At 69.8% G+C, this 18768-nt stretch carries 26 protein-coding genes; 17 read left to right on the top strand and 9 right to left on the bottom strand.

Annotation, left to right across the window (positions count from 1 at the left end; translation table 11 throughout):
* Positions 1 to 20: 20 nt before the first annotated feature.
* Genes iscA through VAR608DRAFT_RS06285 form a run of 4 tightly spaced genes read right to left on the bottom strand, consistent with a single transcriptional unit; the run spans position 21 to position 2520 of the window.
* On the bottom strand, positions 21 to 344 hold the full coding sequence (iscA, locus tag VAR608DRAFT_RS06300) for an iron-sulfur cluster assembly protein IscA (RefSeq protein WP_088953275.1): 324 nt from the start codon (positions 342 to 344) through the stop codon (positions 21 to 23).
* An 11-nt stretch (positions 345 to 355) separates the two neighbouring features.
* Entirely contained in the window at positions 356 to 736 is a 381-nt protein-coding gene (erpA, locus tag VAR608DRAFT_RS06295) for an iron-sulfur cluster insertion protein ErpA (protein ID WP_088953274.1), read from the bottom strand.
* Positions 737 to 786: 50 nt separating this feature from the next.
* Complete coding sequence (gene iscU, locus VAR608DRAFT_RS06290) at positions 787 to 1242, bottom strand: Fe-S cluster assembly scaffold IscU (RefSeq protein ID WP_088953273.1); 456 nt, start codon at positions 1240 to 1242, stop codon at positions 787 to 789.
* 42 nt (positions 1243 to 1284) lie between these two features.
* Positions 1285 to 2520 carry an IscS subfamily cysteine desulfurase gene (locus VAR608DRAFT_RS06285; protein ID WP_088953272.1) on the bottom strand — a complete coding sequence of 412 codons (1236 nt, stop codon included), beginning with the start codon at positions 2518 to 2520 and terminating at the stop codon, positions 1285 to 1287.
* A 370-nt stretch (positions 2521 to 2890) separates the two neighbouring features.
* Between VAR608DRAFT_RS06285 and nifA the strand changes: the two genes are divergently transcribed.
* The 16 genes from nifA (at position 2891) to VAR608DRAFT_RS06205 (ending at position 15073) form a co-directional block, all read left to right on the top strand.
* The gene (gene nifA / locus VAR608DRAFT_RS06280; RefSeq protein ID WP_088953271.1) at positions 2891 to 4597 is read left to right on the top strand and encodes a nif-specific transcriptional activator NifA; all 1707 of its coding nucleotides are present in this window, start codon (positions 2891 to 2893) and stop codon (positions 4595 to 4597) included.
* A gap of 188 nt (positions 4598 to 4785) precedes the next feature.
* Positions 4786 to 6390 carry a nitrogenase cofactor biosynthesis protein NifB gene (gene nifB / locus VAR608DRAFT_RS06275; RefSeq protein WP_088953270.1) on the top strand — a complete coding sequence of 535 codons (1605 nt, stop codon included), beginning with the start codon at positions 4786 to 4788 and terminating at the stop codon, positions 6388 to 6390.
* Between the two features lie 51 nt (positions 6391 to 6441).
* Positions 6442 to 6636, top strand: coding sequence for a 4Fe-4S binding protein (locus tag VAR608DRAFT_RS06270; RefSeq protein WP_088953269.1), 195 nt, complete (start codon positions 6442 to 6444; stop codon positions 6634 to 6636).
* 32 nt (positions 6637 to 6668) lie between these two features.
* Positions 6669 to 7079, top strand: a complete 411-nt coding sequence (locus VAR608DRAFT_RS06265; RefSeq protein WP_088953268.1) for a HesB/IscA family protein — start codon at positions 6669 to 6671, stop codon at positions 7077 to 7079.
* 44 nt (positions 7080 to 7123) lie between these two features.
* Positions 7124 to 7966 carry a 4Fe4S-binding leucine-rich repeat protein gene (locus VAR608DRAFT_RS06260; RefSeq protein WP_088958647.1) on the top strand — a complete coding sequence of 281 codons (843 nt, stop codon included), beginning with the start codon at positions 7124 to 7126 and terminating at the stop codon, positions 7964 to 7966.
* Complete coding sequence (locus VAR608DRAFT_RS06255; RefSeq protein ID WP_088953267.1) at positions 7959 to 8327, top strand: nitrogen fixation protein NifZ; 369 nt, start codon at positions 7959 to 7961, stop codon at positions 8325 to 8327. Before VAR608DRAFT_RS06260 ends, VAR608DRAFT_RS06255 begins: the two co-directional genes overlap by 8 nt.
* Complete coding sequence (locus tag VAR608DRAFT_RS06250; RefSeq protein WP_088953266.1) at positions 8324 to 8611, top strand: nitrogen fixation protein NifZ; 288 nt, start codon at positions 8324 to 8326, stop codon at positions 8609 to 8611. Before VAR608DRAFT_RS06255 ends, VAR608DRAFT_RS06250 begins: the two co-directional genes overlap by 4 nt.
* Positions 8608 to 9003, top strand: coding sequence for a DUF3024 domain-containing protein (locus VAR608DRAFT_RS06245; protein WP_231973279.1), 396 nt, complete (start codon positions 8608 to 8610; stop codon positions 9001 to 9003). The genes VAR608DRAFT_RS06250 and VAR608DRAFT_RS06245 overlap by 4 nt, the downstream gene beginning before the upstream one ends.
* A 12-nt stretch (positions 9004 to 9015) precedes the next feature.
* Positions 9016 to 10164 carry a cysteine desulfurase family protein gene (locus tag VAR608DRAFT_RS06240; protein WP_088953265.1) on the top strand — a complete coding sequence of 383 codons (1149 nt, stop codon included), beginning with the start codon at positions 9016 to 9018 and terminating at the stop codon, positions 10162 to 10164.
* A complete protein-coding gene (gene nifT / locus VAR608DRAFT_RS06235) occupies positions 10161 to 10379 on the top strand; it encodes a putative nitrogen fixation protein NifT (protein ID WP_088953264.1) in 219 nt (72 codons plus the stop codon). The genes VAR608DRAFT_RS06240 and nifT overlap by 4 nt, the downstream gene beginning before the upstream one ends.
* 15 nt (positions 10380 to 10394) lie before the next feature.
* On the top strand, positions 10395 to 10655 hold the full coding sequence (locus tag VAR608DRAFT_RS06230) for a hypothetical protein (RefSeq protein ID WP_088953263.1): 261 nt from the start codon (positions 10395 to 10397) through the stop codon (positions 10653 to 10655).
* An 11-nt stretch (positions 10656 to 10666) separates the two neighbouring features.
* Complete coding sequence (locus VAR608DRAFT_RS06225) at positions 10667 to 11830, top strand: DegT/DnrJ/EryC1/StrS family aminotransferase (RefSeq protein WP_088953262.1); 1164 nt, start codon at positions 10667 to 10669, stop codon at positions 11828 to 11830.
* Between the two features lie 17 nt (positions 11831 to 11847).
* Positions 11848 to 12693 carry an SIR2 family NAD-dependent protein deacylase gene (locus VAR608DRAFT_RS06220; RefSeq protein WP_088953261.1) on the top strand — a complete coding sequence of 282 codons (846 nt, stop codon included), beginning with the start codon at positions 11848 to 11850 and terminating at the stop codon, positions 12691 to 12693.
* Between the two features lie 52 nt (positions 12694 to 12745).
* Positions 12746 to 13066: a 2Fe-2S iron-sulfur cluster-binding protein gene (locus VAR608DRAFT_RS06215; RefSeq protein ID WP_088953260.1), complete on the top strand. Its 321-nt coding sequence runs from the start codon at positions 12746 to 12748 to the stop codon at positions 13064 to 13066.
* Between the two features lie 13 nt (positions 13067 to 13079).
* On the top strand, positions 13080 to 14690 hold the full coding sequence (locus tag VAR608DRAFT_RS06210) for a flavin monoamine oxidase family protein (protein ID WP_197700482.1): 1611 nt from the start codon (positions 13080 to 13082) through the stop codon (positions 14688 to 14690).
* Positions 14691 to 14698: 8 nt separating this feature from the next.
* Complete coding sequence (locus VAR608DRAFT_RS06205) at positions 14699 to 15073, top strand: hypothetical protein (protein WP_088953259.1); 375 nt, start codon at positions 14699 to 14701, stop codon at positions 15071 to 15073.
* 48 nt (positions 15074 to 15121) lie between these two features.
* Here the strand turns inward: VAR608DRAFT_RS06205 and VAR608DRAFT_RS06200 are convergent, their stop codons facing one another.
* From VAR608DRAFT_RS06200 to VAR608DRAFT_RS06180, 5 genes are read right to left on the bottom strand one after another with little or no spacing between them, the layout of a single operon-like run.
* Positions 15122 to 15358 carry an FmdB family zinc ribbon protein gene (locus tag VAR608DRAFT_RS06200; RefSeq protein WP_088953258.1) on the bottom strand — a complete coding sequence of 79 codons (237 nt, stop codon included), beginning with the start codon at positions 15356 to 15358 and terminating at the stop codon, positions 15122 to 15124.
* 20 nt (positions 15359 to 15378) lie between these two features.
* Positions 15379 to 15747, bottom strand: a complete 369-nt coding sequence (locus VAR608DRAFT_RS06195) for a thiosulfate sulfurtransferase GlpE (protein WP_088953257.1) — start codon at positions 15745 to 15747, stop codon at positions 15379 to 15381.
* Positions 15748 to 15756: 9 nt separating this feature from the next.
* On the bottom strand, positions 15757 to 16296 hold the full coding sequence (locus VAR608DRAFT_RS06190; RefSeq protein WP_088953256.1) for an ankyrin repeat domain-containing protein: 540 nt from the start codon (positions 16294 to 16296) through the stop codon (positions 15757 to 15759).
* 24 nt (positions 16297 to 16320) lie between these two features.
* Positions 16321 to 16929 carry a hypothetical protein gene (locus VAR608DRAFT_RS06185; RefSeq protein ID WP_088953255.1) on the bottom strand — a complete coding sequence of 203 codons (609 nt, stop codon included), beginning with the start codon at positions 16927 to 16929 and terminating at the stop codon, positions 16321 to 16323.
* On the bottom strand, positions 16926 to 17405 hold the full coding sequence (locus VAR608DRAFT_RS06180) for a group II truncated hemoglobin (RefSeq protein ID WP_088953254.1): 480 nt from the start codon (positions 17403 to 17405) through the stop codon (positions 16926 to 16928). The genes VAR608DRAFT_RS06185 and VAR608DRAFT_RS06180 overlap by 4 nt, the downstream gene beginning before the upstream one ends.
* Positions 17406 to 17805: 400 nt before the next feature.
* On the opposite strand from VAR608DRAFT_RS06180, the gene nifH reads away from it, so the two are divergent.
* Positions 17806 to 18687 (top strand): nitrogenase iron protein, encoded by an 882-nt coding sequence (gene nifH / locus VAR608DRAFT_RS06175; protein ID WP_088953253.1) that lies wholly within the window; start codon positions 17806 to 17808, stop codon positions 18685 to 18687.
* Positions 18688 to 18768: the final 81 nt, after the last annotated feature.

Genomic DNA, 18768 nt, shown 5'->3' with positions numbered 1-18768 from the left:
CTTGGACGCCGCGGCCTGACTCAGACCGCGAAGCTTTCGCCGCAGCCGCATTCGGCGCGGGCGTTCGGGTTGTTGAACTTGAAGCCCTCGTTGAGGCCTTCGCGCACGAAGTCGAGTTGGGTGCCGTCGAGCATGCCGAGGCTGCGCGGGTCGACCACGATCTTCACGCCGTGGGTCTCGAAGCACTGGTCGTCGTCGTTCATCGCGTCGACGAATTCCAGCGCATAGGCGAAGCCGGAGCAGCCGCTGGTCTTGACCGCCAGGCGCAGGCCCAGGCCGCTGCCGCGTTTGGCGAGGGACTTCTCCACGTGGCGTGCGGCGGCGGGTGTCAGTGACACGGACATGGCGCGGCCTTTCAGACGGAGAAGGAACTGCCGCAGCCGCAGGTGCTCTGCGCATTGGGGTTGTGGATCACGAAGCGCGAGCCTTCGAGCCCGTCCTCGAAGTCGACGCGCGCACCCAGCAGGTATTGCTGGCTCATCGCATCGACCACCAGCGCCACGCCTTCGGTCACGACCGTGGAGTCGTCCTCGGCGACCTGGTCGTCGAAGGCGAAGCCGTACTGGAAGCCCGAGCAGCCGCCGCCGGTGACGTACAGCCGCAGCTTCAGCGCCGGGTTGCCTTCTTCCTCGATCAGGGAGGCCACCTTGGCGGCGGCGCGGGATGTGAACTCCAGCAGGGCGGGCATGACGCCCGGCGCGGCGGCCGCGGCCGGAGTTGTCTCGGTTGCTTGCATCGGATGACCTTCTTTCTTGCGAGCGGATGAGGGGAAGGGCGTGCTGCGCGTCAACGGGCGTCCGACGCGCAGACCGGCTGCTCGCCGAGCGTGTCGCCGGTCTTGTCGGCAGGGGCTGCCGCCTGTGTGGCGTGCCGTGAGCGGAAGTCGGCCACGGCCGCCTTGATCGCGTCCTCGGCCAGGATGGAGCAGTGGATCTTCACCGGCGGAAGGGCGAGCTCCTCGGCGATCTGCGCGTTCTTGATGGAGAGCGCCTCGTCCAGCGTGCGGCCCCGGACCCATTCGGTCACGAGAGAGCTCGACGCGATCGCCGAGCCGCAGCCGTAGGTCTTGAATTTCGCGTCCTCGATCACGCCCTCCGCATTGACGCGGATCTGCAGGCGCATCACGTCGCCGCAGGCCGGCGCGCCGACCATGCCCGTGCCGACGTTGTCGTCGGAGGCATCGAAGGCGCCGACATTGCGCGGGTTCTCGTAGTGGTCGATGACCTGGGTGCTGTATGCCATGGAAGCGGCTCCGTTTCTCGGGGAATGGAGGAAGAAGTGAACTCAGTGCTCCGCCCACTGGATGGACGAGAGGTCGACGCCGGCCTGCACCATGTCCCACAGCGGGCTCATGGCGCGCAGGCGGGCCACCACCTCGGTGACCTGCGCGATCGTGAAGTCGATGTCGGCCTCGGTGGTGAAGCGGCCGATCGAGAAGCGCACCGAGCTGTGGGCGAGTTCATCGCTGCGGCCCATGGCGCGCAACACGTAGCTGGGTTCCAGGCTGGCCGAGGTGCAGGCCGAGCCGGAGGACACCGCGACGTTCTTGATGCCCATCAGCAGCGATTCGCCCTCGACGTAGTTGAAGCTCGCGTTGAGGTAGCCGGGTGCGCGGCGCTGCGCGTCGCCGTTGAGCTCCACGGCTTCTATCTTCGTGAGGCCGGCCCACAGGCGCTCGCGCAGCGCCAGGATGCGCGCGTTGTCCTTGGCCATGTTCTCGCGCGCCAGCCAGAAGGCCTCGCCCATGCCGACGATCTGGTGCGTGGCGAGCGTGCCGGAGCGCATGCCGCGCTCGTGGCCGCCGCCGTGCATCTGGGCGTCGATGCGGATGCGCGGCCTGCGCCGCACGTAGAGCGCACCGATGCCCTTGGGGCCGTAGATCTTGTGCGCCGACAGCGACATCAGGTCCACCGGCAGTTGCTCCACGTCGATGTCCACCTTGCCTGCGGCCTGCGCGGCGTCGACATGGAACAGGACGCCCGCCGCGCGGCACAGGGCGCCGAGCGCGGCGATGTCCTGGACCACGCCGGTCTCGTTGTTGACGAACATCACGGAGGCCAGCACCGTGTCGGGACGCAGCGCGGCCTTGAACACGTCGTGATCGACCAGGCCGCTGGGCAGCACCGGGATCACGGTCACCTCGAAGCCCTCGCGCTCGAGTTCGCGCATGCTGTCGAGCACGGCCTTGTGCTCGGTCGCCACCGTGACCAGGTGGCGTCCCTTGGCGCGATGGAAGTGCGCCGCGCCCTTGATCGCGAGGTTGTTCGATTCGGTCGCGCCCGAGGTCCAGACGATCTCGCGCGGATCGGCATTGATCAGCGCGCAGACCTGTTCGCGCGCCAGTTCCACCGCTTCTTCGGCGGCCCATCCGTAGGCGTGCGAGCGACTGGCCGGATTGCCGTAGACATCGGTGAGATACGGAATCATGCGTGTCGCCACGCGCCGGTCCACCGGCGTGGTCGCCGCATAGTCCAGATACACGGGGCGGGAGGTGGCTTTGTCGCGAACGGCGTCCGGCATGGCAGGCTCCTGGCAATGAACAGTGGCCGTGGCAACGATGCCGGCGGCGGGTGCACTGCTTTTGCAACTTCGGTGCCACGCCATTGCGGGCCTCGAGAGCGGCATTCCATGCGTCGTTTGTTGCGTTTGTGCGGCCCTGCGCGGGCTCTGCGACGGCGCTCGTGTCAGGTTTGTCGCGAATGTCCCCGCGAGGCCATGGCGGCGACCGGCATCCGGCCCATGCGCCGGTTTCGCACTCCTGCGCGCCGGCAATGTAACGGGGTGTCCATGGGTACGTTTCTTGCGGCGAAAACGCAGGGTCTGTTGCGTCGTGCAGGGATTCGGATGTCGACGACGCACCGGGCGATATCGCACGAGATGCGGGGTCCTCATGGTGAATACACAAGCGACACAGGCACGACGCGAGCTGGATGCGGTCTATGAAGTCGGCAAGACGCTGGCGACATCCCTCGATGTCGCGAAGACGTTCCGCGAGGCCCTGAACTACCTGCTGCACGCTTTCGACTGGCGGCGCGCGTTCGTGGTGCTGGCCGATGCCTCCAACAGCCGCCTGCTCGGCCTGTGCGCGGTGGGACTGTCGCCCGACGAACAGCTGCGGCTCGCTTTCATGCCCGGCGAAGGGGTGGTGGGGCGGGTGTTCGCGAGCAGCGTGCAGGCGCTGGTGCCCGACGTGCACACCGAGCCGCTCTTCCTCAACCGCACCGGCGGCGCCGACCAGACGCCGGGCACGGCGGTGGCGATGCTCGCCACGCCCATCCGCGCCGACCGGCGCACGGTCGGGGTGCTGGCGGTGGACTGCCTCAATCCCGGCGAGAGCCGGGTGTTCGCCGACGACCTGCGGGTGCTGAAGATGGCGGCCACGCTGATGGGCCAGGCCCTGCTGCTGCAGCGCAGCGTCAGCGCAGGCCATGCGGCCATGCAGGACGAAGTGCGCCGCATGCACAAGGCGCTGAAGACCAGCCACCAGATCGAACACGTGGTCGGCGTCTCGGCGCCGATGCAGGAGGTGTTCATGCAGGTCCATCAGGTCGCGCCTTCACGCACCACCGTGCTGTTGCGCGGCGAGAGCGGCACCGGCAAGGAAGTCATCGCGCGCGCCATCCACGGCCTGTCGCCGCGCAAGGGCGAGGCCTTCGTCTGCGTGAACTGCGCGGCGCTGACCGAATCGCTGCTGGAGAGCGAGCTGTTCGGGCACGAGAAGGGCTCCTTCACCGGCGCCCAGAGCCAGCGCAAGGGCCGCTTCGAGCTGGCCCACGGCGGCACGCTGTTCCTCGACGAGATCGGCGACATCTCGGCCTCGTTCCAGGCCAAGCTGCTGCGCGTGCTGCAGGAGCGCCAGTTCGAGCGCGTGGGAGGCAGCACGCCCGTCAAGGTCGATGTGCGGCTGATCCTCGCCACCAACCGCAACCTCGAACGCATGGTGCAGGCCGGCGAGTTCCGCGCCGACCTGTACTACCGCATCAATGTCGTCAGCATCCAGCTGCCGCCGCTGCGCGAACGGCGCGAGGACATCCCGGCCATGGCGCAGCATTTCCTGGACCGCTTCAACCGCGAGAACGGAAGCACGCGGCGCTTCAACCCGGCCGCGCTGCGCGTGCTCAGCAGCTGCTACTGGCCCGGCAACGTGCGCGAGCTCGAGAACTGCGTCGAGCGCACCGCGACCATGGCGCAGGACGAGGTCATCAGCGACCTGGCTTTTCCGTGCCAGGGCAACCGCTGCCTGACGCAGGTGCTGCATCACATCGACCGCGAGGACGCCGTGCGGCCCGGCCGGCTGGCCTCCATCCCGATCACCGAAGTGCCGGGCGCTCCGCCGCGCGCGCCGGCCGAGGAACCGGCGACTGCGCAGGCCGAGCCCTGGCCGCCGGATGCCGCGCCGGCCGCGGTGGGCGCCGCCGGCGAAGCGCCCGAGCACGACGCCTCGGACGGCAAGCCGGAAGGCGAGCACGACCGCCTGGTCTGGGCCATGGAGCGCTGCGGCTGGGTGCAGGCCAAGGCCGCGCGCCTGCTCAAGATCTCGCCGCGGCAGATGGGTTACGCGCTGCGCAAGTACGGCATCGAAGTGCGCAAGTTCTGAGGGCGGCGCGCGGCGCCGCTGTGCGCTTTGTCGCAAGCCTGACAGCGGCGCTTCGCTTTGTCCGTTCTGTGCGCTGTCCAACACCCGACAAATCGTTCAAGCCATTGATTTTCAAGGACTTTCGCGATGGCATGGAATTGGCTTTGAGACCTCGGTGCGGCCGCTCCCGGCCGCGAGGAAAGGTCCACATGCAAGCCAGTACGCACGCCAGTTCGATGCCAGCCATGACCTATGTGGGCATCGGCCAGATCAAGCCCCTGGGCGCCAAGCTCGACATTCCCGAAGCCGGAGGCGGCTGCGGCACGCACGGCGGCGAGGGCAAGGCCAGTTGCGGTTCGTCGGGCGGTCCCGACGACATGCCGCAGGAGATCTGGGACAAGGTGAAGAACCATCCCTGCTATTCGGAAGAGGCCCATCACCACTACGCGCGCATGCACGTGGCGGTCGCGCCCGCGTGCAACATCCAGTGCAACTACTGCAACCGCAAATACGACTGCAGCAACGAGTCGCGCCCCGGCGTCGTGAGCCAGAAGCTCACGCCCGAGCAGGCGGTGAAGAAGGTGGTGGCCGTGGCCAGCGAGATTCCGCAGATGACGGTGCTGGGCATCGCCGGCCCCGGCGATTCGCTCGCCAATCCGAAGAAGACCTTCGACACCTTCCGCATGCTGCAGGAGCAGGCCCCCGACATCAAGCTGTGCCTGTCGACCAACGGCCTGGCGCTGCCGGACCTGGTGGACGAGATCTGCCAGTACAACATCGACCACGTCACCATCACCATCAACATGGTGGACCCCGCGGTGGGCGAGAAGATCTATCCCTGGATCTTCTGGGAGCACAAGCGCGTCACCGGCTACGAGGCCGCCCGCATCCTGCACGAGCAGCAGATGAAGGGCCTGGAGATGCTCACCGCGCGCGGCGTGCTCACGAAGATCAACTCGGTGTTGATCCCCGGCATCAACGACGAGCACCTGATCGAGGTCAACCGCGAGGTGAAGAAGCGCGGCGCCTTCCTGCACAACATCATGCCGCTCATCAGCGAGGCCGAGCATGGCACCTACTTCGGGCTGAACGGCCAGCGCGGCCCCTCGGCACAGGAGCTCAAGGCGGTCCAGGATGCGTGCATGGGCGGCGCCAACCTCATGCGCCACTGCCGCCAGTGCCGCGCCGACGCGGTCGGCCTGCTCGGCGAAGACCGAAGCGAGGAATTCACGCTCGACAAGATCGAGCAGATGGAGGTGGTCTACGACCTCGACCGCCGCCGCGAATACCAGAGCCGCGTCGAGAACGAACGCCAGGCCCAGCATGCCGCCAAGCAGGAAGCGCTGGCCGCGGCCCGGACCCTCGACGTCGCCGAAGACCTGAAGGTGCTGGTGGCCGTGGCCACCAAGGGCGGCGGCCGGGTCAACGAGCACTTCGGCCACGTCACCGAGTTCCAGATCTTCGAAGTCGGCGCGGCCGAGGCGCTGTTCGTCGGCCACCGCCGCGTCGACCTCTACTGCCAGGGCGGCTACGGCGACGACGAGCAGCTGCCGTCCGTCGTGCGCGCCATCAACGATTGCCACGCGGTGCTGGTCGCCAAGATCGGCGCCTGCCCGAAGGATGAACTCGCGCAGGCCGGCATCGAGCCGGTCGACCAGTACGTCGGCGAATTCATCGAGAAGGCCGCGCTCGCCTGGTTCAACGACTACCGCGGCCGCATCGCCAGCGGCGCCGTGGTGCACCAGGACCGCGGCGACGCGCAGATCCGGCAAGGCGCCTTCACGGGCAGCGCCGAGGCGGCCGCGGCTGCCTGAGTCTTCCATCGCCCCCGCAAACCCCCACGCCATCCGACAAGGAGAGCCACCATGTCCCTCAAGATCATCGCCTCCACCTGCACCGGCTGCTCCGCCTGCGAGCCCGAGTGCCCGAACGTTGCCATCCGCGAGAAGGGCGGCGTCTTCATCATCGATCCCGCCAAGTGCACCGAATGCGAAGGCCACTTCGACGAGCCGCAATGCGTGGCCGTGTGCCCGGTCGACGGCTGCATCGTCAAGGCCTGAACTTCACCACCCACCCCAGGAGACCGCCCATCATGCTTCCCGCCCTCACCATCACGCCGGCCGCCGACAAGTTCATCCGCCGCATCCTGTGCTTTTCCGGACTTCCCGCCGGCGCCGGCCTGCGCCTGGTCGTGAGCGCGGGCGGCTGCTCGGGCTACAACTCGGCGTTCAGTGCCGAGGCCGGGCCGCAGCCGGGCGAGGAGACGCTGGACATCAACGGGCTGCGCATCTTCCTGCCCGCCGAAAGCCGCCTCTTGCTCGACGGCGTGACCATGGACTTCGTGGACACGCCGACCCAGTCGGGCCTGCAGTTCATCAACCCCAACCAGGCGGCCTGTGCCTGCAGCAGCAGCGGCGAATCGGCGAAGGCGCCACCCGGGGTGGCGAAGATCGAGATCGGCGCCATCGGGCGCGGCCGGCCTGCGGCCCTGCTGGCCTCCTGAGGCCGGAGCGCTGCGGTCCGCTGATGGGCGTGCACATGACAGCCATGGCCACCTCCGCCACCGCCAGCCACGCCGTCCGGGCGCCGGCCGGCGACATCCCGCCGCTGCACTGGCAGGGCGGGGCGGTGGATTGCGGCGCCTGCGAATACAGCTCGCTGCGCGACCAGCCGGGCGAGGCGGGCTGCGAGCCGGGCCATGCGTGCCTGCAGGATGCCTATGCGCGCCGCATCGACCGCTTCTTCCGCTGGCATCCCGAGCTCGGCGATGCGCAGCTGGGCCATCCCTATTTCGAGGTCCGCGCCATCGCCGCGCGCCACGCCAGCGTGTTCCGCCTCGCGGCGCTGGTTCGCGATCCCGACGAGACGGTGCGCCTGCAGGTCGCGCTGCGCCTGCCGCTGGCCCAGCTCGCACGGCTGGCCGGCGATCCTCACCGCGAGGTCCGCATCCGCGTGGCGCAGCGCGTGGAAGCTGCGGCGCTCGCGGCGATGCGCGGCGATCCCGACTACGGCGTGCGCGAGCTGGTCGCGCGCCGCCTGCCGCTGGCAGTGCTGCCGACCATGGCGGGCGACAGCGACCGCGCGGTGCGCATGCGCGTCGCGCAGCGCCTGGAGATGCCGGCGCTGCTGGGCATGGTCGAGGATGCCGAGCCCGAAGTGCGCCGCATCGTGGCCGAACGGCTGCCCGCGCCGCTGCTCGCGCGCATGGTCCATGACAGCGACTGGCGCGTGCGCTGGGAAGTGGCCCGGCGCGGCGACACCGCCGTGCTGGCGCAACTGCGCCACGACGAAGACCCCGAAGTGCGCCGCGCCGCGGACGAACGGCGGCTGCCGGCGCTGTCGGTCGCATGCGGCGCTGAGCAGTCCCCCGAAGGAGCCGCCCATGGCTGACATCAACCGCGACGACGACGTGATCGAGGTCGCCTTTCCGCCGCGCTTCCACTATGGCGAGCGGGTCATCGCCCGTTCGGTGATCCGCAACGACGGAACCTACAACGGCAAGGACATCGGCGAGGTGCTGGTGAACAAGGGCGAGATCGGCTACGTCACGAACATCAACACCTTCCTGCAGCAGTTCTACATCTACGCCGTCGACTTCGTCGCGACGGGCCACCGCGTGGGCATGCGCGCGAAGGAACTCTGCACCCTGGACAACCTGCCCGAGGACGTGCTGGAACGCCTGGGCGAGAAGGCCGCCGCGCTGAGCCAGCTCGGCAAGGGCCAGGCCCAGGCCCACGGAGAGGGCGCATGAACAAGCACTTCGCGGAGCCGCGCAGCGCCGCCTATGGGTGGGGGCTGCGCGTGATCGCGCTGGACGACCTGATCAACGACGGCAGCTATCCGGATCGCGCGATCGACGCGGTGCTTGCGGCCCGCGGCGCGCTCGGCGAGATCGTCAACGTGGGCCACGCGACCGAGCAGAACGAACCGGTGTACCTGGTGGATTTCGGCAGTGCGGTCGTCGGATGCTTCGAGGAAGAGATCGCGCCCGCGCCGGCCGGCCTGTTGCCGGAGACGCTGGAGGAAGCGCCGTGACCCCGGCCACCGATCCGCTGCGCGCATCGGCCTTGCCGCCGGCAGCCGGGCAGCTGCTCGATGTCACGCGCGTGCGGCTGGAGCGCGCGCTGCGCCAGCGCGTGCGCTATCGCTACGTGCAGCCGAGGGTGCTGCGCGAAGGCGAGGCCTTCCGCATCGAAAGCCCGTGCTGCTCGCGCAACGTGGACCCGGCCGGCGGCGTGATCGACATCGCGCTGCTGCAGCCTTGCTCGTCGCCCGGCAGCGGGACCGGCGCGACGCGGCCGCATGGCTGGCGTCTGCATGCGCGCGATCACGCGCGCGCCGCCTGGGTGCTGCGGCACGAGGGCGCGCCGCTCGACGAGCTGCTCGACCTGCTGTGCGTCGATGCCGATCGCGTGTTCTGGCCCTGAGCTGAACCTCTCATGATCTACCTCGACCACAACGCCACCACGCCGCCCTCGGCCGCGGTGGTCGCGGCCATGCTGCCGGTCCTCACCAGCGTGTGGGCCAACGCCTCGTCGCAGCACGGACCGGGACAGGACGCCCGGCGCGTGCTGGCAGCGGCGCGTGCCAGCGTGGCCAAGGCGCTCGGTTGCAAGACCGCCGAGGTCGTCTTCACCAGCGGTGCCACCGAGGCCAATCACCTCGCGGTGCGCGGCCTGCTGGGTGCGGCGCCGGCCGGGCGTGCGCGGGTGCTGTTCAGCAGCGTCGAGCACGCGGGCCACCTGAAGCTCGCCCGTGCGCTGGCCTCGGCCGGCACGCCGGTGGAATTCCTGCCGGTGTGCGCCGACGGCACGCTCGACATCGACGCCGCCGCACAGCGGATCGGTCCCGACGTGGCCCTGGTCTCGCTCATGGCCGCCAACAACGAGACGGGCGTGCTCATGCCGGTGGCCGGGGTCGCGGCGCTCGCGCATGCCGCCGGCGCGCGCCTGCATGTGGACGCGACCCAGTTCATCGGCAAGCAGCCCTTCTGCTTCGCCGATTCGGGCGCCGACGCCGTGTCCCTGTCGGCGCACAAGCTGCACGGTCCCAAGGGTGTCGGTGCCCTGCTGCTGCGCCAGGGCGTTGCGCTGGCACCGCAGGTGCTGGGCAGCCAGGAGCGCGGCCGGCGCGGCGGCACCGAGAACCTGGCCGGCATCGCGGGCCTGGCGGCGGCGCTCGAAGAGCTGGGCGACATCGCCGCCGAATCGGTGCGCCTGTCCGGCCTGCGCGATGCGCTCGAAGCGGGCCTGGCCCGGGCGTTGCCCGGGCTGCATGTCTGGGGGCAGCGCGTGCCGCGCCTGCCGGGCACCAGCTACCTGCGCTTCGGCCAATTGCCGGCCGAGGTCGTGCTGCAGAGGCTCGAGCGCCTGGACGTGGCCGCATCTTCCGGCGCGGCGTGCTCCTCCGGCGGCAGCGAGCCTTCGCATGTGCTCTCCGCCATGGGCGTGCCGCCCGAGGAGGCGCTGGCGGCGGTGCGCCTGTCGCTCGGCCGCGGCACGCAGGCGGCCGACATCGAACACCTGCTGGCAGCCTTGCCGCCGCTCTTGGCACCGCTCTTTCTCACAAGTCCCCTGGAGCCGACATGAAAGTGATGATCCGCAAAGACAGCAAGGGCGCGCTGAGCGCCTACGTACCCAAGAAGGACCTGGAGGAACCCATCGTCTCCATGGTCCAGCCCGGCATGTGGGGCGGCCTGGTGACGCTGGCCAACGGCTGGCAGCTCGATCTGCCCGCCATGCCCGAGGGCACGGCCCTGCCGATCACGGTCGAGGCGCGCCGGATTGCCGGCGACGCGGACTGAACACGCAACGACGCCATGGCACTCACGAGCGAACACCTGGGCACGCTCAGCGACGTGGTCGGCAGCGCAGCCACGCTGCGCGATGCGGTGACCCTCTGGCGCGCCCGCCATCCCGAGGTGCGCACCGTGGTGGTCGACGCGCTGGACATGCGCGATGAAGAACCGGCGCTGACGCTGGGCGCGCGCCGCGTCTACCTGGCCACGAGCAACGGCCACTGCTGGCACGTGACCTCGGAGCCCGGGGAAGCGACCGCGCTCATCCTCACGCAGCAATAGGCGAGGCGACCATGGACATCGAAGCCATCGCGCTGTGCGAACCCGAATGCGGCGAGCGCGAGATCGAACTCGTCAACGCCGTGCTGCAGGCCGCGCGATGGGGCGACGGCCCGATGCTCGAATCCTTCGAGCGAGCCTTCGCCGGCTGGGCCGGCCGCCGGCACGCGGTGGGCGTGGCCAGCGGAACGCTGGGCCTGTGGATCGCCTTGCGCGCGTGGGGCATCGGTCCGGGCGACGAGGTGGTCTGCGCCGCGCACACCTGGCACCAGATCGCGCAGGCCGTCACCCTGGCCGGCGCCACGCCGGTCTTCGCCGACATCGACTACTGGAGCGGCTGCCTGTCGGCCGAGAAGGCCGCACCGAGGATCGGGCCGAAGACGCGCGCGCTGCTGGCCGGCAACACCAACGGCCATCCGGCCGCCTGGGGCCCGCTGCGCGCGCTGGCGGACGCGCACGGCATCCGGCTCATCGAGGACAGCACCGAGGCCCTGGGCTCGCGCTACCAGGGCCGCAGCGTCGGCAGTTTCGGCGACGTGTCGGTGTTCGATTTCTCCCAGCCCGCGGCCCTGTGCACCGGCGAAGGCGGCATGCTGGTGACCGACGACGACGCGCTGGTGCATGAGCTGCGCTATCTGCGCCAGCGCCGCATCGCCGACCGCGGCTCGGTGTCGGTGGGCTCGCGCGTGCCCCTGCAGGCCGGCATGAGCGAACTCACGGCGGCGCTGGGTCTCGCGCAGCTGGCGGGCCTGGACGAGCGCCTGGCCCGGCGCAAGCAGGTGGAAGCCTGGTACCACGAGCAGATGCAGAGCTTCGAGGGCATCAAGCCGCCCTACCTGGCCGAGGACGTGGACGAGGTGCACTGGATGCTCTACGTCGTGCACCTGGGCAAGCGCTTCACCGCCAGCGCGCGCACCCAGATGATCGAGGACATGCATGCCTGCGGCGTCGAGACCGCGGCCTACAGCCACCCGCTGCACCAGCAGTTCTTCTACATGAACACGAGCGACGCCATCGGCCGCAAGCGCGGGGTGCTGCCCGACACCGATCGCATCGGCGACCGCGCGCTCGCGCTGCCGCTGCATGCGCAGCTCGACGCCGACCAGGTCAAGTACATCGTCAAGACGCTCAAGGACACGGCGACCAACGTCGGCGCCGGCGCCGCCATCTACCTCTGAAGCCCGAAGGACACCGAATGACAGCCGACCTCCGCGACATCGCCCGCCAGCTCGAAGCCGGCGGCATCGTTCCCTACCTCGGGCCCGGCATGCTCGCGCTGTGCGAGGGCGCCAGGCCGCCCGCCGACGCGCTGACGCTGGCCTCACTCATGACCGCCAAGGTCAGCGTGCCGCACAAGATCCGCAAGCGCCTCACGCAGGCGGCGCAGTTCATCGAGAACTTCAAGCACCGCAAGTCGGTCGTGAACCTCATGAACGAGGCCTTCGCCGAGTCGCCCGCGCCGTCGGCGCTGCATCTCGCGCTGGCCGCCGGCGGCGCCGGCCTGTGGGTCGACACCTGGTACGACGACACCTTCCGGAAAGCGCTGGCGCAGGCGCGCCCGCAGGGCGACTGGGTGCAGATCCAGGGCCTGTCGCAGTCCGAGCACTTCGGCCAATGGACCGGCGTCTATGCCGACGACGGCGAAGCGCTGGCCGAGCTGCCGGCGGATGCGGGGCGCATCCTCTACAAGCCCATCGGCAGCCGCTGGCCCGCGGGCAACTACCTCGTCTCCGACAGCGACTATGTCGAGGTGCTGACCGAGATCGACATCCAGACGCCGATCCCGCAGGCCGTGCAGGCGCACCGCGGCGGACGCAGCTTCCTGTTCCTGGGCTGCCGCTTCGACGACCAGCTCACGCGCAGCTTCGCGCGCCAGATCATGAAGCGTTCCTCCGATCGCCACTGGGCCGTGCTGCCCGATGAGCCCACCCGCATGGAGGCGCGCTTCCTCGACGAGCAGGGCATCCGCCGCATCGACATGACCCTGCCGGCCTTCGCGGACGCACTGCTCGAACTGCAGCCGTCCGCGCTGGCGGCCTGAGCCCACCTCCCTTTGCCTTCCCAACCACCCCGACCTTCAACGAGACGCGACCATGAGCGAAGCCACCACCACCACGACCGTTGCCCTGACCGTGCTGCCCGAGGGCAAGACCTACGACGCCGAGACCGGCACCACGCTGCTCGCGGCGCTGCGCCGCGCCGGCGTGCTGCACCACGAGTGCGACGGCGGCCCGAAGTGCACCGACGCCTGCCACCTGTTCGTGCTCGAAGGCCGCAAGAGCCTGTCGAAAGTGCAGCGCGAGGAGAACGAGCGGCTCGATGCCATCGTCGGCGTCGGCTCCAAGTCGCGCCTGGCATGCCGCGCCGTGCTGGGCGACCAGCCGGTGACGGTCGAGCTCCTGACCTTCGTCTGAGCGGAGACGGGCCATGGCGTTGGTCGAGGCCCTGATGGCCGACGTGGCCATCGTCGGTGCCGGACTGTGCGGCCTGGCACTGGCGCGCACGCTGCACGCGCGCGGCATGCGCATCGCGCTCTTCGAAGCACGCGAGCGCATCGGCGGCCGCGTGCTGACGCGGCGCTGCGAAGCGACCGGCCAGCCGCTGGATCTCGGTCCTGCGTGGTTCTGGCCCGACACCGAACCGCGCATCGCGGCGCTGCTGGATGAACTGGGGCTGCCCAGCGTCGCCCAGCACGATCCCGGTGATTCGCTGTGGCTCACCGACCCCAACCGGGAGCCCGAACGGCGCGACGACGGGCCCGGCGGTGTGCACGCCGGTGCAGGGCGCATCGCCGGCGGCGCGGCGCGACTCGCCGACGCGCTCGCGGCCACGCTGCCGCCGGGCTGCCTTCGGCTGGGGCAGGCGGTGCGCGCCGTGCGAGACCGCGGCGCCTTCATCGAGCTCTTGCAGGACGGGGGCCGCCTGCTGCGCGCCCGCCGCGTGGTGCTGGCGCTGCCGCCGCGCCTGGTGCAGGCGCGGATCCGCTTCGATCCAGCGCTGCCTGCGGGCGTGTCGGACGCACTGGAAGCAACGCCCACCTGGATGGCGGCCCAGGCCAAGGCCGTCACCACCTTCACGCATTCCTTCTGGCGTGATGCCGGCCATTCGGGCAATGCCTTCGTGCAGCACCTGCAGGCCGTGCTGGGCCAGGTCTATGACGCCAGCGAGGGCGCCGATGGCGGCGCAGCGCTCGGCGGCTTCCTCGCACTGGATGCGGCGCAGCGCCGGAACTTCCAGCGCGGCCTGCCGATGCTGATCGACAGCCAGCTCGCCCAGCTCTATGGCCCGCAGGCGCAGCACGGACACCAGCACTTCATGGACTGGGCCGAAGAGGTCTGGACCTGCGCCGAGGCCGACCGCGACGGTCCGCCGGCGCCGCCGCAGCCGGACCCGCTGCTGCGCCAGCCGCAGTGGGCCGGCCGCCTCTTCTTCGGCGGCAGCGAGACCGCCGCGCATGGCGCCGGCCACATGGAAGGCGCGCTCGAAACGGCCGACCGCATCGCGCACACGATCGGCGGGCCGGCCGCGCGACACGCGCCGCCCGCCTCGGCCATGGCACCGGGGTCTGCCGACGACGCGCTGGCGGCCTTCGGCGCCACCGTGCGGACGCTGCGCGCGCTCGCGCCCGAACGCTACCGGCAGCACCTGACACGACGCCTGTCGGGCCAGCAGTCCGAGCAGCTCACCCAGCGCGCGCTCCTGGCCAGCGCGGACCAGACCTACAGCGAGGCCCTGGCCCGGCTGGATGGCCTGCTGCCGATGCTCGCCGCCGGCGCCGGCGCGCTCGAGCGCGGCGGACGGCATGCGTTCACCGAGCGCCTGCTGGCACCCTTCGCAGGCTGGAACAAGGAACTGATGGAGGCCGCGCTGCACTTCAACGGCACGTCGTGCGCGCTCTCGAACTTCCCGCACGAGCACCGGCCCGACGCGGCGATGCTGCGCGCCGTCACGCTCGACCTCGCGGCGGCCTGGCGCGAATTCGCGCTCGAACTCAATGCCCGGCTGCTCGCGGCCGCGGCGCCCCAAGAACCTGCCTGAGATCGCCGATGCAAGCCACGTCGAACATTGCCACCAGCGCGCTGCTGTCCATCGTCGAGCACGCCGGCACCGCCGTCACGATCCTGATCGAAGGGCTGGCGCAGGAAGAGCTGATGCGCTCGCGCCTCACGCGTCCCGAGGTCCTGCGGCAACTGAAGTCGCTGGCCGACAGCCTGGCCCGGATCGCGCCGGAGGTCCGGCGGGACATGCCCGAGCTGGACTGGGCCGGCTGGGACGCGATGCGCGATCGCCTGCGCCGCCGCTCCGGCGAGGCCCTGGACGAGGCGCTGTGGTTCGCCTGCGAGTCGCTGGTGCCGGCCACGCTGTTGTGGCTGCGGGTCTACCGGCAGAGCCAGCCCGGCCTGTTCCTGATGCGCTCGTGAGCGCCGGGCTCGGGCGGCCTGCTCACGCGGCGACCGTTGTGTCACGCGTCAGCGCAGCAGCCGGCCCTGCTCGGCCTTCGAGTAGTTGCTCAGATGGCCTTCTCGCGCCGCCTGCCGGCGTGCCGAAGCGATGATGGCCTGGCTGCGGCCGGGCGCGACCGGCGCGCTGATCTGGCGCTCGGGCGCGGCGCCGCAGTGTGGACAGTCGGGCGCGGGCCCGGCGGCGCGGACCAGTGCCTCGAAGCGAAAGCCGCAGGCGGGGCAGCGGTAGTCGAAGAGGGGCATGACGAATCTCCGGGGACGGTTCAAGAGGCTGGCGGGGTGTTGCCATGCAGGTCGCTCGACTTGGGATCGTCGAAGCCTTCGCGAGCCAGCCACGCAGCATGGCCGCCGATGAGGTCGCACACCTCCGTGAAGCCGAAGTCCGCGAACATCTGCGCCCAGGTCTGGCTGGCGCGGCCGTGGTAGCAGTAGATCAGCACCGGGCGGCGGCGCTCGGTGCGCAGCAGCAGGCTGTCCTGGTTGTCGCTGGACAGCCGCAGTGCGCCGGGCCAGCCGTCGCGCGCGTGGCTGGCGGCATCGCGCGCATCGAGCACCAGGGCATCGGGGTGCCGGGCCTGCCAGCGGCCGAGCTCGGCAACGGTGATGCGGCGAAAGGTGCGCTGGCCGGTCATCGCGTGCACCTATCCGTGCCCGAGGCGCCGCGCCGCGCGCAGCAGATCCCGCCCGCGGTCGGCGGCCATGTCGAAGGCGCTGCGACCGTCCGGCGCGCTGAGGCCAGGTGTGGCACCCAAGGCCATCAGCAGTTCCAGCACTTCCACCCGCCCGCTGGCCGCTGCCTGCATGAGGCAGGTGATGCCGTCGTCGTTGGCATGGTCGAGCAAGACACCGGCATCGGCCAGCCGCAGGATGGTCGCCGGTGCGCCATGCAGGCAGGCGAACCACAGGGCGTTGTTGCCTTCGTCGTTCACCGCCTCCGGCTCGGCGCCGTCGGCCAGCAGGGCCTCGACCACGGCATCTTCGCCGTGCCAGGCGGCGCGCATCAGCGGCGTCTCCCCGTTCAGGCTGCGCGCCGCGATGCCGGGAAAGTCCTGCTGCAGCAGCCAGGCGCCGAGCTCCACGTGCGTGGGGATTCGCGTGGCGGTGTTGGCCGCCTCGGCGCGCGCCTTCGACGGCCCGTGCAGGGCGAGCTCCGTGGACGGCACGGACAGGCGGGCGCTCATGGCGGACTCGCAGCCGCGCCGGCCTCAGACCGGGCGGTTCTCGTTCGGATTGCGCACCGGCCCCATCAGCGCCAGCCCTTCGCTGTAGGTGATGGTGTCGAAGGTGACGTCGAACTTGATCGCGGCGTCGGCCACGGCGTCGAGCTTGCCCGCCGTGTCCTTCTTCTTGAGTTCGTTCTTCTCCAGGTACAGCAGGTCGAGCAGCTCGTTGTAGACCGTGGACTCGTCGATCGGCAGCACGTAGAACATGGCGCCCTTGCAGGGCACCTGGTACTTCCTGCTCAGGTCGATGTTGTTGCAGAACAGGAAGTACTTGCCGCCCGCACTGAGCGTGTCGCCCAGCACTTCGGCCACGTCCTTCAGGTGTTCGAAGCTCAGCAGGTAGCCGGCGAAGAAGGGCAGGTGCTTTTCGCCGACGGTCGCGATGGCCATGACCTGGTCGCAGCTGAGCTCGGGCGGGCGGGCCTCGTCGGCCAGCTTGGGCGAGAAGCGCAGCGCGAGTTCGCCGCGAAATCCCACGCGGCCGAACTTGTTGGTGGGTGCCTTGAGCACGGCGTTCAGCAGCCGGCCCTCGTGTTCGAGCCGGGCGAACGCGGTCTCTTCGATCTCGCGCTGGGTCAGCGTGGCGGTCATGGGGAGTCCTTGGTGGTGATGGAGTGAGGAACGGAAGGCGCCGCGGCATCGCCGCGCGTGACGGTGTTGCGCATCCAGTCGGCGGTCTTGAAGAAGGCCGTCATCAGTTCGGCCTGCAGTGCTGCGTCGGCGCCGACCTCGATCAGCGCCGCGCGCATGCAGGCCAGCCAGGCATCGCGCTCGGCCTCGCCGATGGCAAAGCCGGCATGCCGCATGCGCAATCGCGGATGGCCGCGCTCTGCCGAGTAGTCCCTGGGGCCGCCGAGCCATTCGCGCAGGTAGAGCACGAGCACGGCCCGCGTCGACGACAGGTCCGGCTCGTGCATGGTGCGAATGCCGCGCGCATCGGGCCGGGTGTCCATGTGGCGGTAGAAGGCTTCCACCAGCCGCGCCACGCCGGCATCGCCGCCCAGCATCTGGTAGTGCGGCGGCCGTGACAGCAGTGGCGGCGATGACGTGGGGGCGGCGGCGTTCATGCGCCATGCTCTTGCAATCGCCGTACCAGCCGGGAACAGGCCGGCGCGCGCGCCGAAGACTTCGAATGGCGCTTCAAAACCAACACAAACCGGCGGCGAAGCACTTCGCGGCGAGCGTTTCGCGACGTGCCGTGCAGCGTTTGTCGTGAAGCGGACAAAGTGCGCGAAGACCTGCGGGCGAGGTGCCGGCGATGCCGCTTTCCCTCTGAAATGAGGGCCCTCCACAGGCCTCGCGACACGGGCCGGAGTGCATGGCATGGAAGCTGCAGAGAAGGGCTGCGCGGACACAGGTCCGGCCGATGCGTGACCCCCAAGAAGAAGACCTACAGGCACCACGACAGGCTGACATGGGCGCGGCTACGCAACCTTGTTTTCAACCCTTTCTGATTGGAGTAATGCAATGTCCAAACTTCGGCAAATCGCCTTCTACGGCAAAGGCGGCATCGGCAAGTCGACCACCTCGCAGAACACGCTGGCGGCGCTCACCGAGCTCGGCCAGAAGATCCTGATCGTCGGCTGCGACCCCAAGGCCGATTCGACGCGACTGATCCTTCACGCGAAAGCCCAGGACACCATCCTCTCGCTCGCGGCCGAAGCCGGCTCGGTGGAGGACCTCGAGCTCGAGGACGTGATGAAGATCGGCTACAAGGACATCCGCTGCGTGGAGTCCGGCGGTCCGGAGCCGGGCGTGGGCTGCGCCGGCCGCGGCGTGATCACCTCGATCAACTTCCTGGAAGAGAACGGCGCCTATGACGGCGTGGACTATGTCTCCTACGACGTGCTGGGCGACGTGGTGTGCGGCGGCTTCGCCATGCCGATCCGCGAGAACAAGGCGCAGGAGATCTACATCGTGATGTCCGGCGAGATGATGGCCATGTACGCGGCCAACAACATCTCCAAGGGCATTCTGAAGTACGCCAACTCCGGCGGCGTGCGTCTCGGCGGCCTGGTGTGCAACGAGCGCCAGACCGACAAGGAACTCGAACTGGCCGATTCGCTGGCCAAGATGCTGGGCACCAGGCTCATCCACTTCGTGCCGCGCGACAACATCGTGCAGCACGCCGAGCTGCGCCGCATGACGGTGATCGAGTACGCGCCGGAATCGAAGCAGGCCAACGAATACCGCCAGCTCGCCACCAAGATCCACAACAACGCGGGCAACGGCACGATCCCGACCCCGATCACGATGGACCAGCTCGAAGACCTGCTGATGGAGCACGGGATCATGAAGCAGATCGACGAGACCCAGGTCGGCAAGGCCGCCGCCGAACTCGCCGCCTGATCGACCCCGCGCCGGCGCCGGCGCTTCGCCTCATGCAGGCGAAGCGGCCGCGCCGGCCCGACGCAACCCACACATTCTGGA

The sequence above is a fragment of the Variovorax sp. HW608 genome (assembly GCF_900090195.1).
GTDB lineage: Bacteria > Pseudomonadota > Gammaproteobacteria > Burkholderiales > Burkholderiaceae_C > Variovorax.
This window is presented reverse-complemented; position numbering and strand designations above follow the sequence as displayed.

Coding starts and splice junctions, on each gene's coding strand:
- VAR608DRAFT_RS06270 (WP_088953269.1), top strand. CDS start 6,442: ATGTCCCTCAAGATCATCGCCTCCACCTGCACCGGCTGCTCCGCCTGC.
- VAR608DRAFT_RS06225 (WP_088953262.1), top strand. CDS start 10,667: ATGGACATCGAAGCCATCGCGCTGTGCGAACCCGAATGCGGCGAGCGC.
- VAR608DRAFT_RS06215 (WP_088953260.1), top strand. CDS start 12,746: ATGAGCGAAGCCACCACCACCACGACCGTTGCCCTGACCGTGCTGCCC.
- VAR608DRAFT_RS06210 (WP_197700482.1), top strand. CDS start 13,080: ATGGCGTTGGTCGAGGCCCTGATGGCCGACGTGGCCATCGTCGGTGCC.
- VAR608DRAFT_RS06195 (WP_088953257.1), bottom strand. CDS start 15,747: ATGACCGGCCAGCGCACCTTTCGCCGCATCACCGTTGCCGAGCTCGGC.
- VAR608DRAFT_RS06285 (WP_088953272.1), bottom strand. CDS start 2,520: ATGCCGGACGCCGTTCGCGACAAAGCCACCTCCCGCCCCGTGTATCTG.
- nifH (WP_088953253.1), top strand. CDS start 17,806: ATGTCCAAACTTCGGCAAATCGCCTTCTACGGCAAAGGCGGCATCGGC.
- iscA (WP_088953275.1), bottom strand. CDS start 344: ATGTCCGTGTCACTGACACCCGCCGCCGCACGCCACGTGGAGAAGTCC.
- VAR608DRAFT_RS06240 (WP_088953265.1), top strand. CDS start 9,016: ATGATCTACCTCGACCACAACGCCACCACGCCGCCCTCGGCCGCGGTG.
- VAR608DRAFT_RS06230 (WP_088953263.1), top strand. CDS start 10,395: ATGGCACTCACGAGCGAACACCTGGGCACGCTCAGCGACGTGGTCGGC.
- VAR608DRAFT_RS06180 (WP_088953254.1), bottom strand. CDS start 17,405: ATGAACGCCGCCGCCCCCACGTCATCGCCGCCACTGCTGTCACGGCCG.
- VAR608DRAFT_RS06185 (WP_088953255.1), bottom strand. CDS start 16,929: ATGACCGCCACGCTGACCCAGCGCGAGATCGAAGAGACCGCGTTCGCC.
- VAR608DRAFT_RS06265 (WP_088953268.1), top strand. CDS start 6,669: ATGCTTCCCGCCCTCACCATCACGCCGGCCGCCGACAAGTTCATCCGC.
- VAR608DRAFT_RS06220 (WP_088953261.1), top strand. CDS start 11,848: ATGACAGCCGACCTCCGCGACATCGCCCGCCAGCTCGAAGCCGGCGGC.
- nifA (WP_088953271.1), top strand. CDS start 2,891: ATGGTGAATACACAAGCGACACAGGCACGACGCGAGCTGGATGCGGTC.
- nifT (WP_088953264.1), top strand. CDS start 10,161: ATGAAAGTGATGATCCGCAAAGACAGCAAGGGCGCGCTGAGCGCCTAC.
- VAR608DRAFT_RS06255 (WP_088953267.1), top strand. CDS start 7,959: ATGGCTGACATCAACCGCGACGACGACGTGATCGAGGTCGCCTTTCCG.
- erpA (WP_088953274.1), bottom strand. CDS start 736: ATGCAAGCAACCGAGACAACTCCGGCCGCGGCCGCCGCGCCGGGCGTC.
- VAR608DRAFT_RS06250 (WP_088953266.1), top strand. CDS start 8,324: ATGAACAAGCACTTCGCGGAGCCGCGCAGCGCCGCCTATGGGTGGGGG.
- iscU (WP_088953273.1), bottom strand. CDS start 1,242: ATGGCATACAGCACCCAGGTCATCGACCACTACGAGAACCCGCGCAAT.
- VAR608DRAFT_RS06205 (WP_088953259.1), top strand. CDS start 14,699: ATGCAAGCCACGTCGAACATTGCCACCAGCGCGCTGCTGTCCATCGTC.
- VAR608DRAFT_RS06260 (WP_088958647.1), top strand. CDS start 7,124: ATGGCCACCTCCGCCACCGCCAGCCACGCCGTCCGGGCGCCGGCCGGC.
- nifB (WP_088953270.1), top strand. CDS start 4,786: ATGCAAGCCAGTACGCACGCCAGTTCGATGCCAGCCATGACCTATGTG.
- VAR608DRAFT_RS06200 (WP_088953258.1), bottom strand. CDS start 15,358: ATGCCCCTCTTCGACTACCGCTGCCCCGCCTGCGGCTTTCGCTTCGAG.
- VAR608DRAFT_RS06190 (WP_088953256.1), bottom strand. CDS start 16,296: ATGAGCGCCCGCCTGTCCGTGCCGTCCACGGAGCTCGCCCTGCACGGG.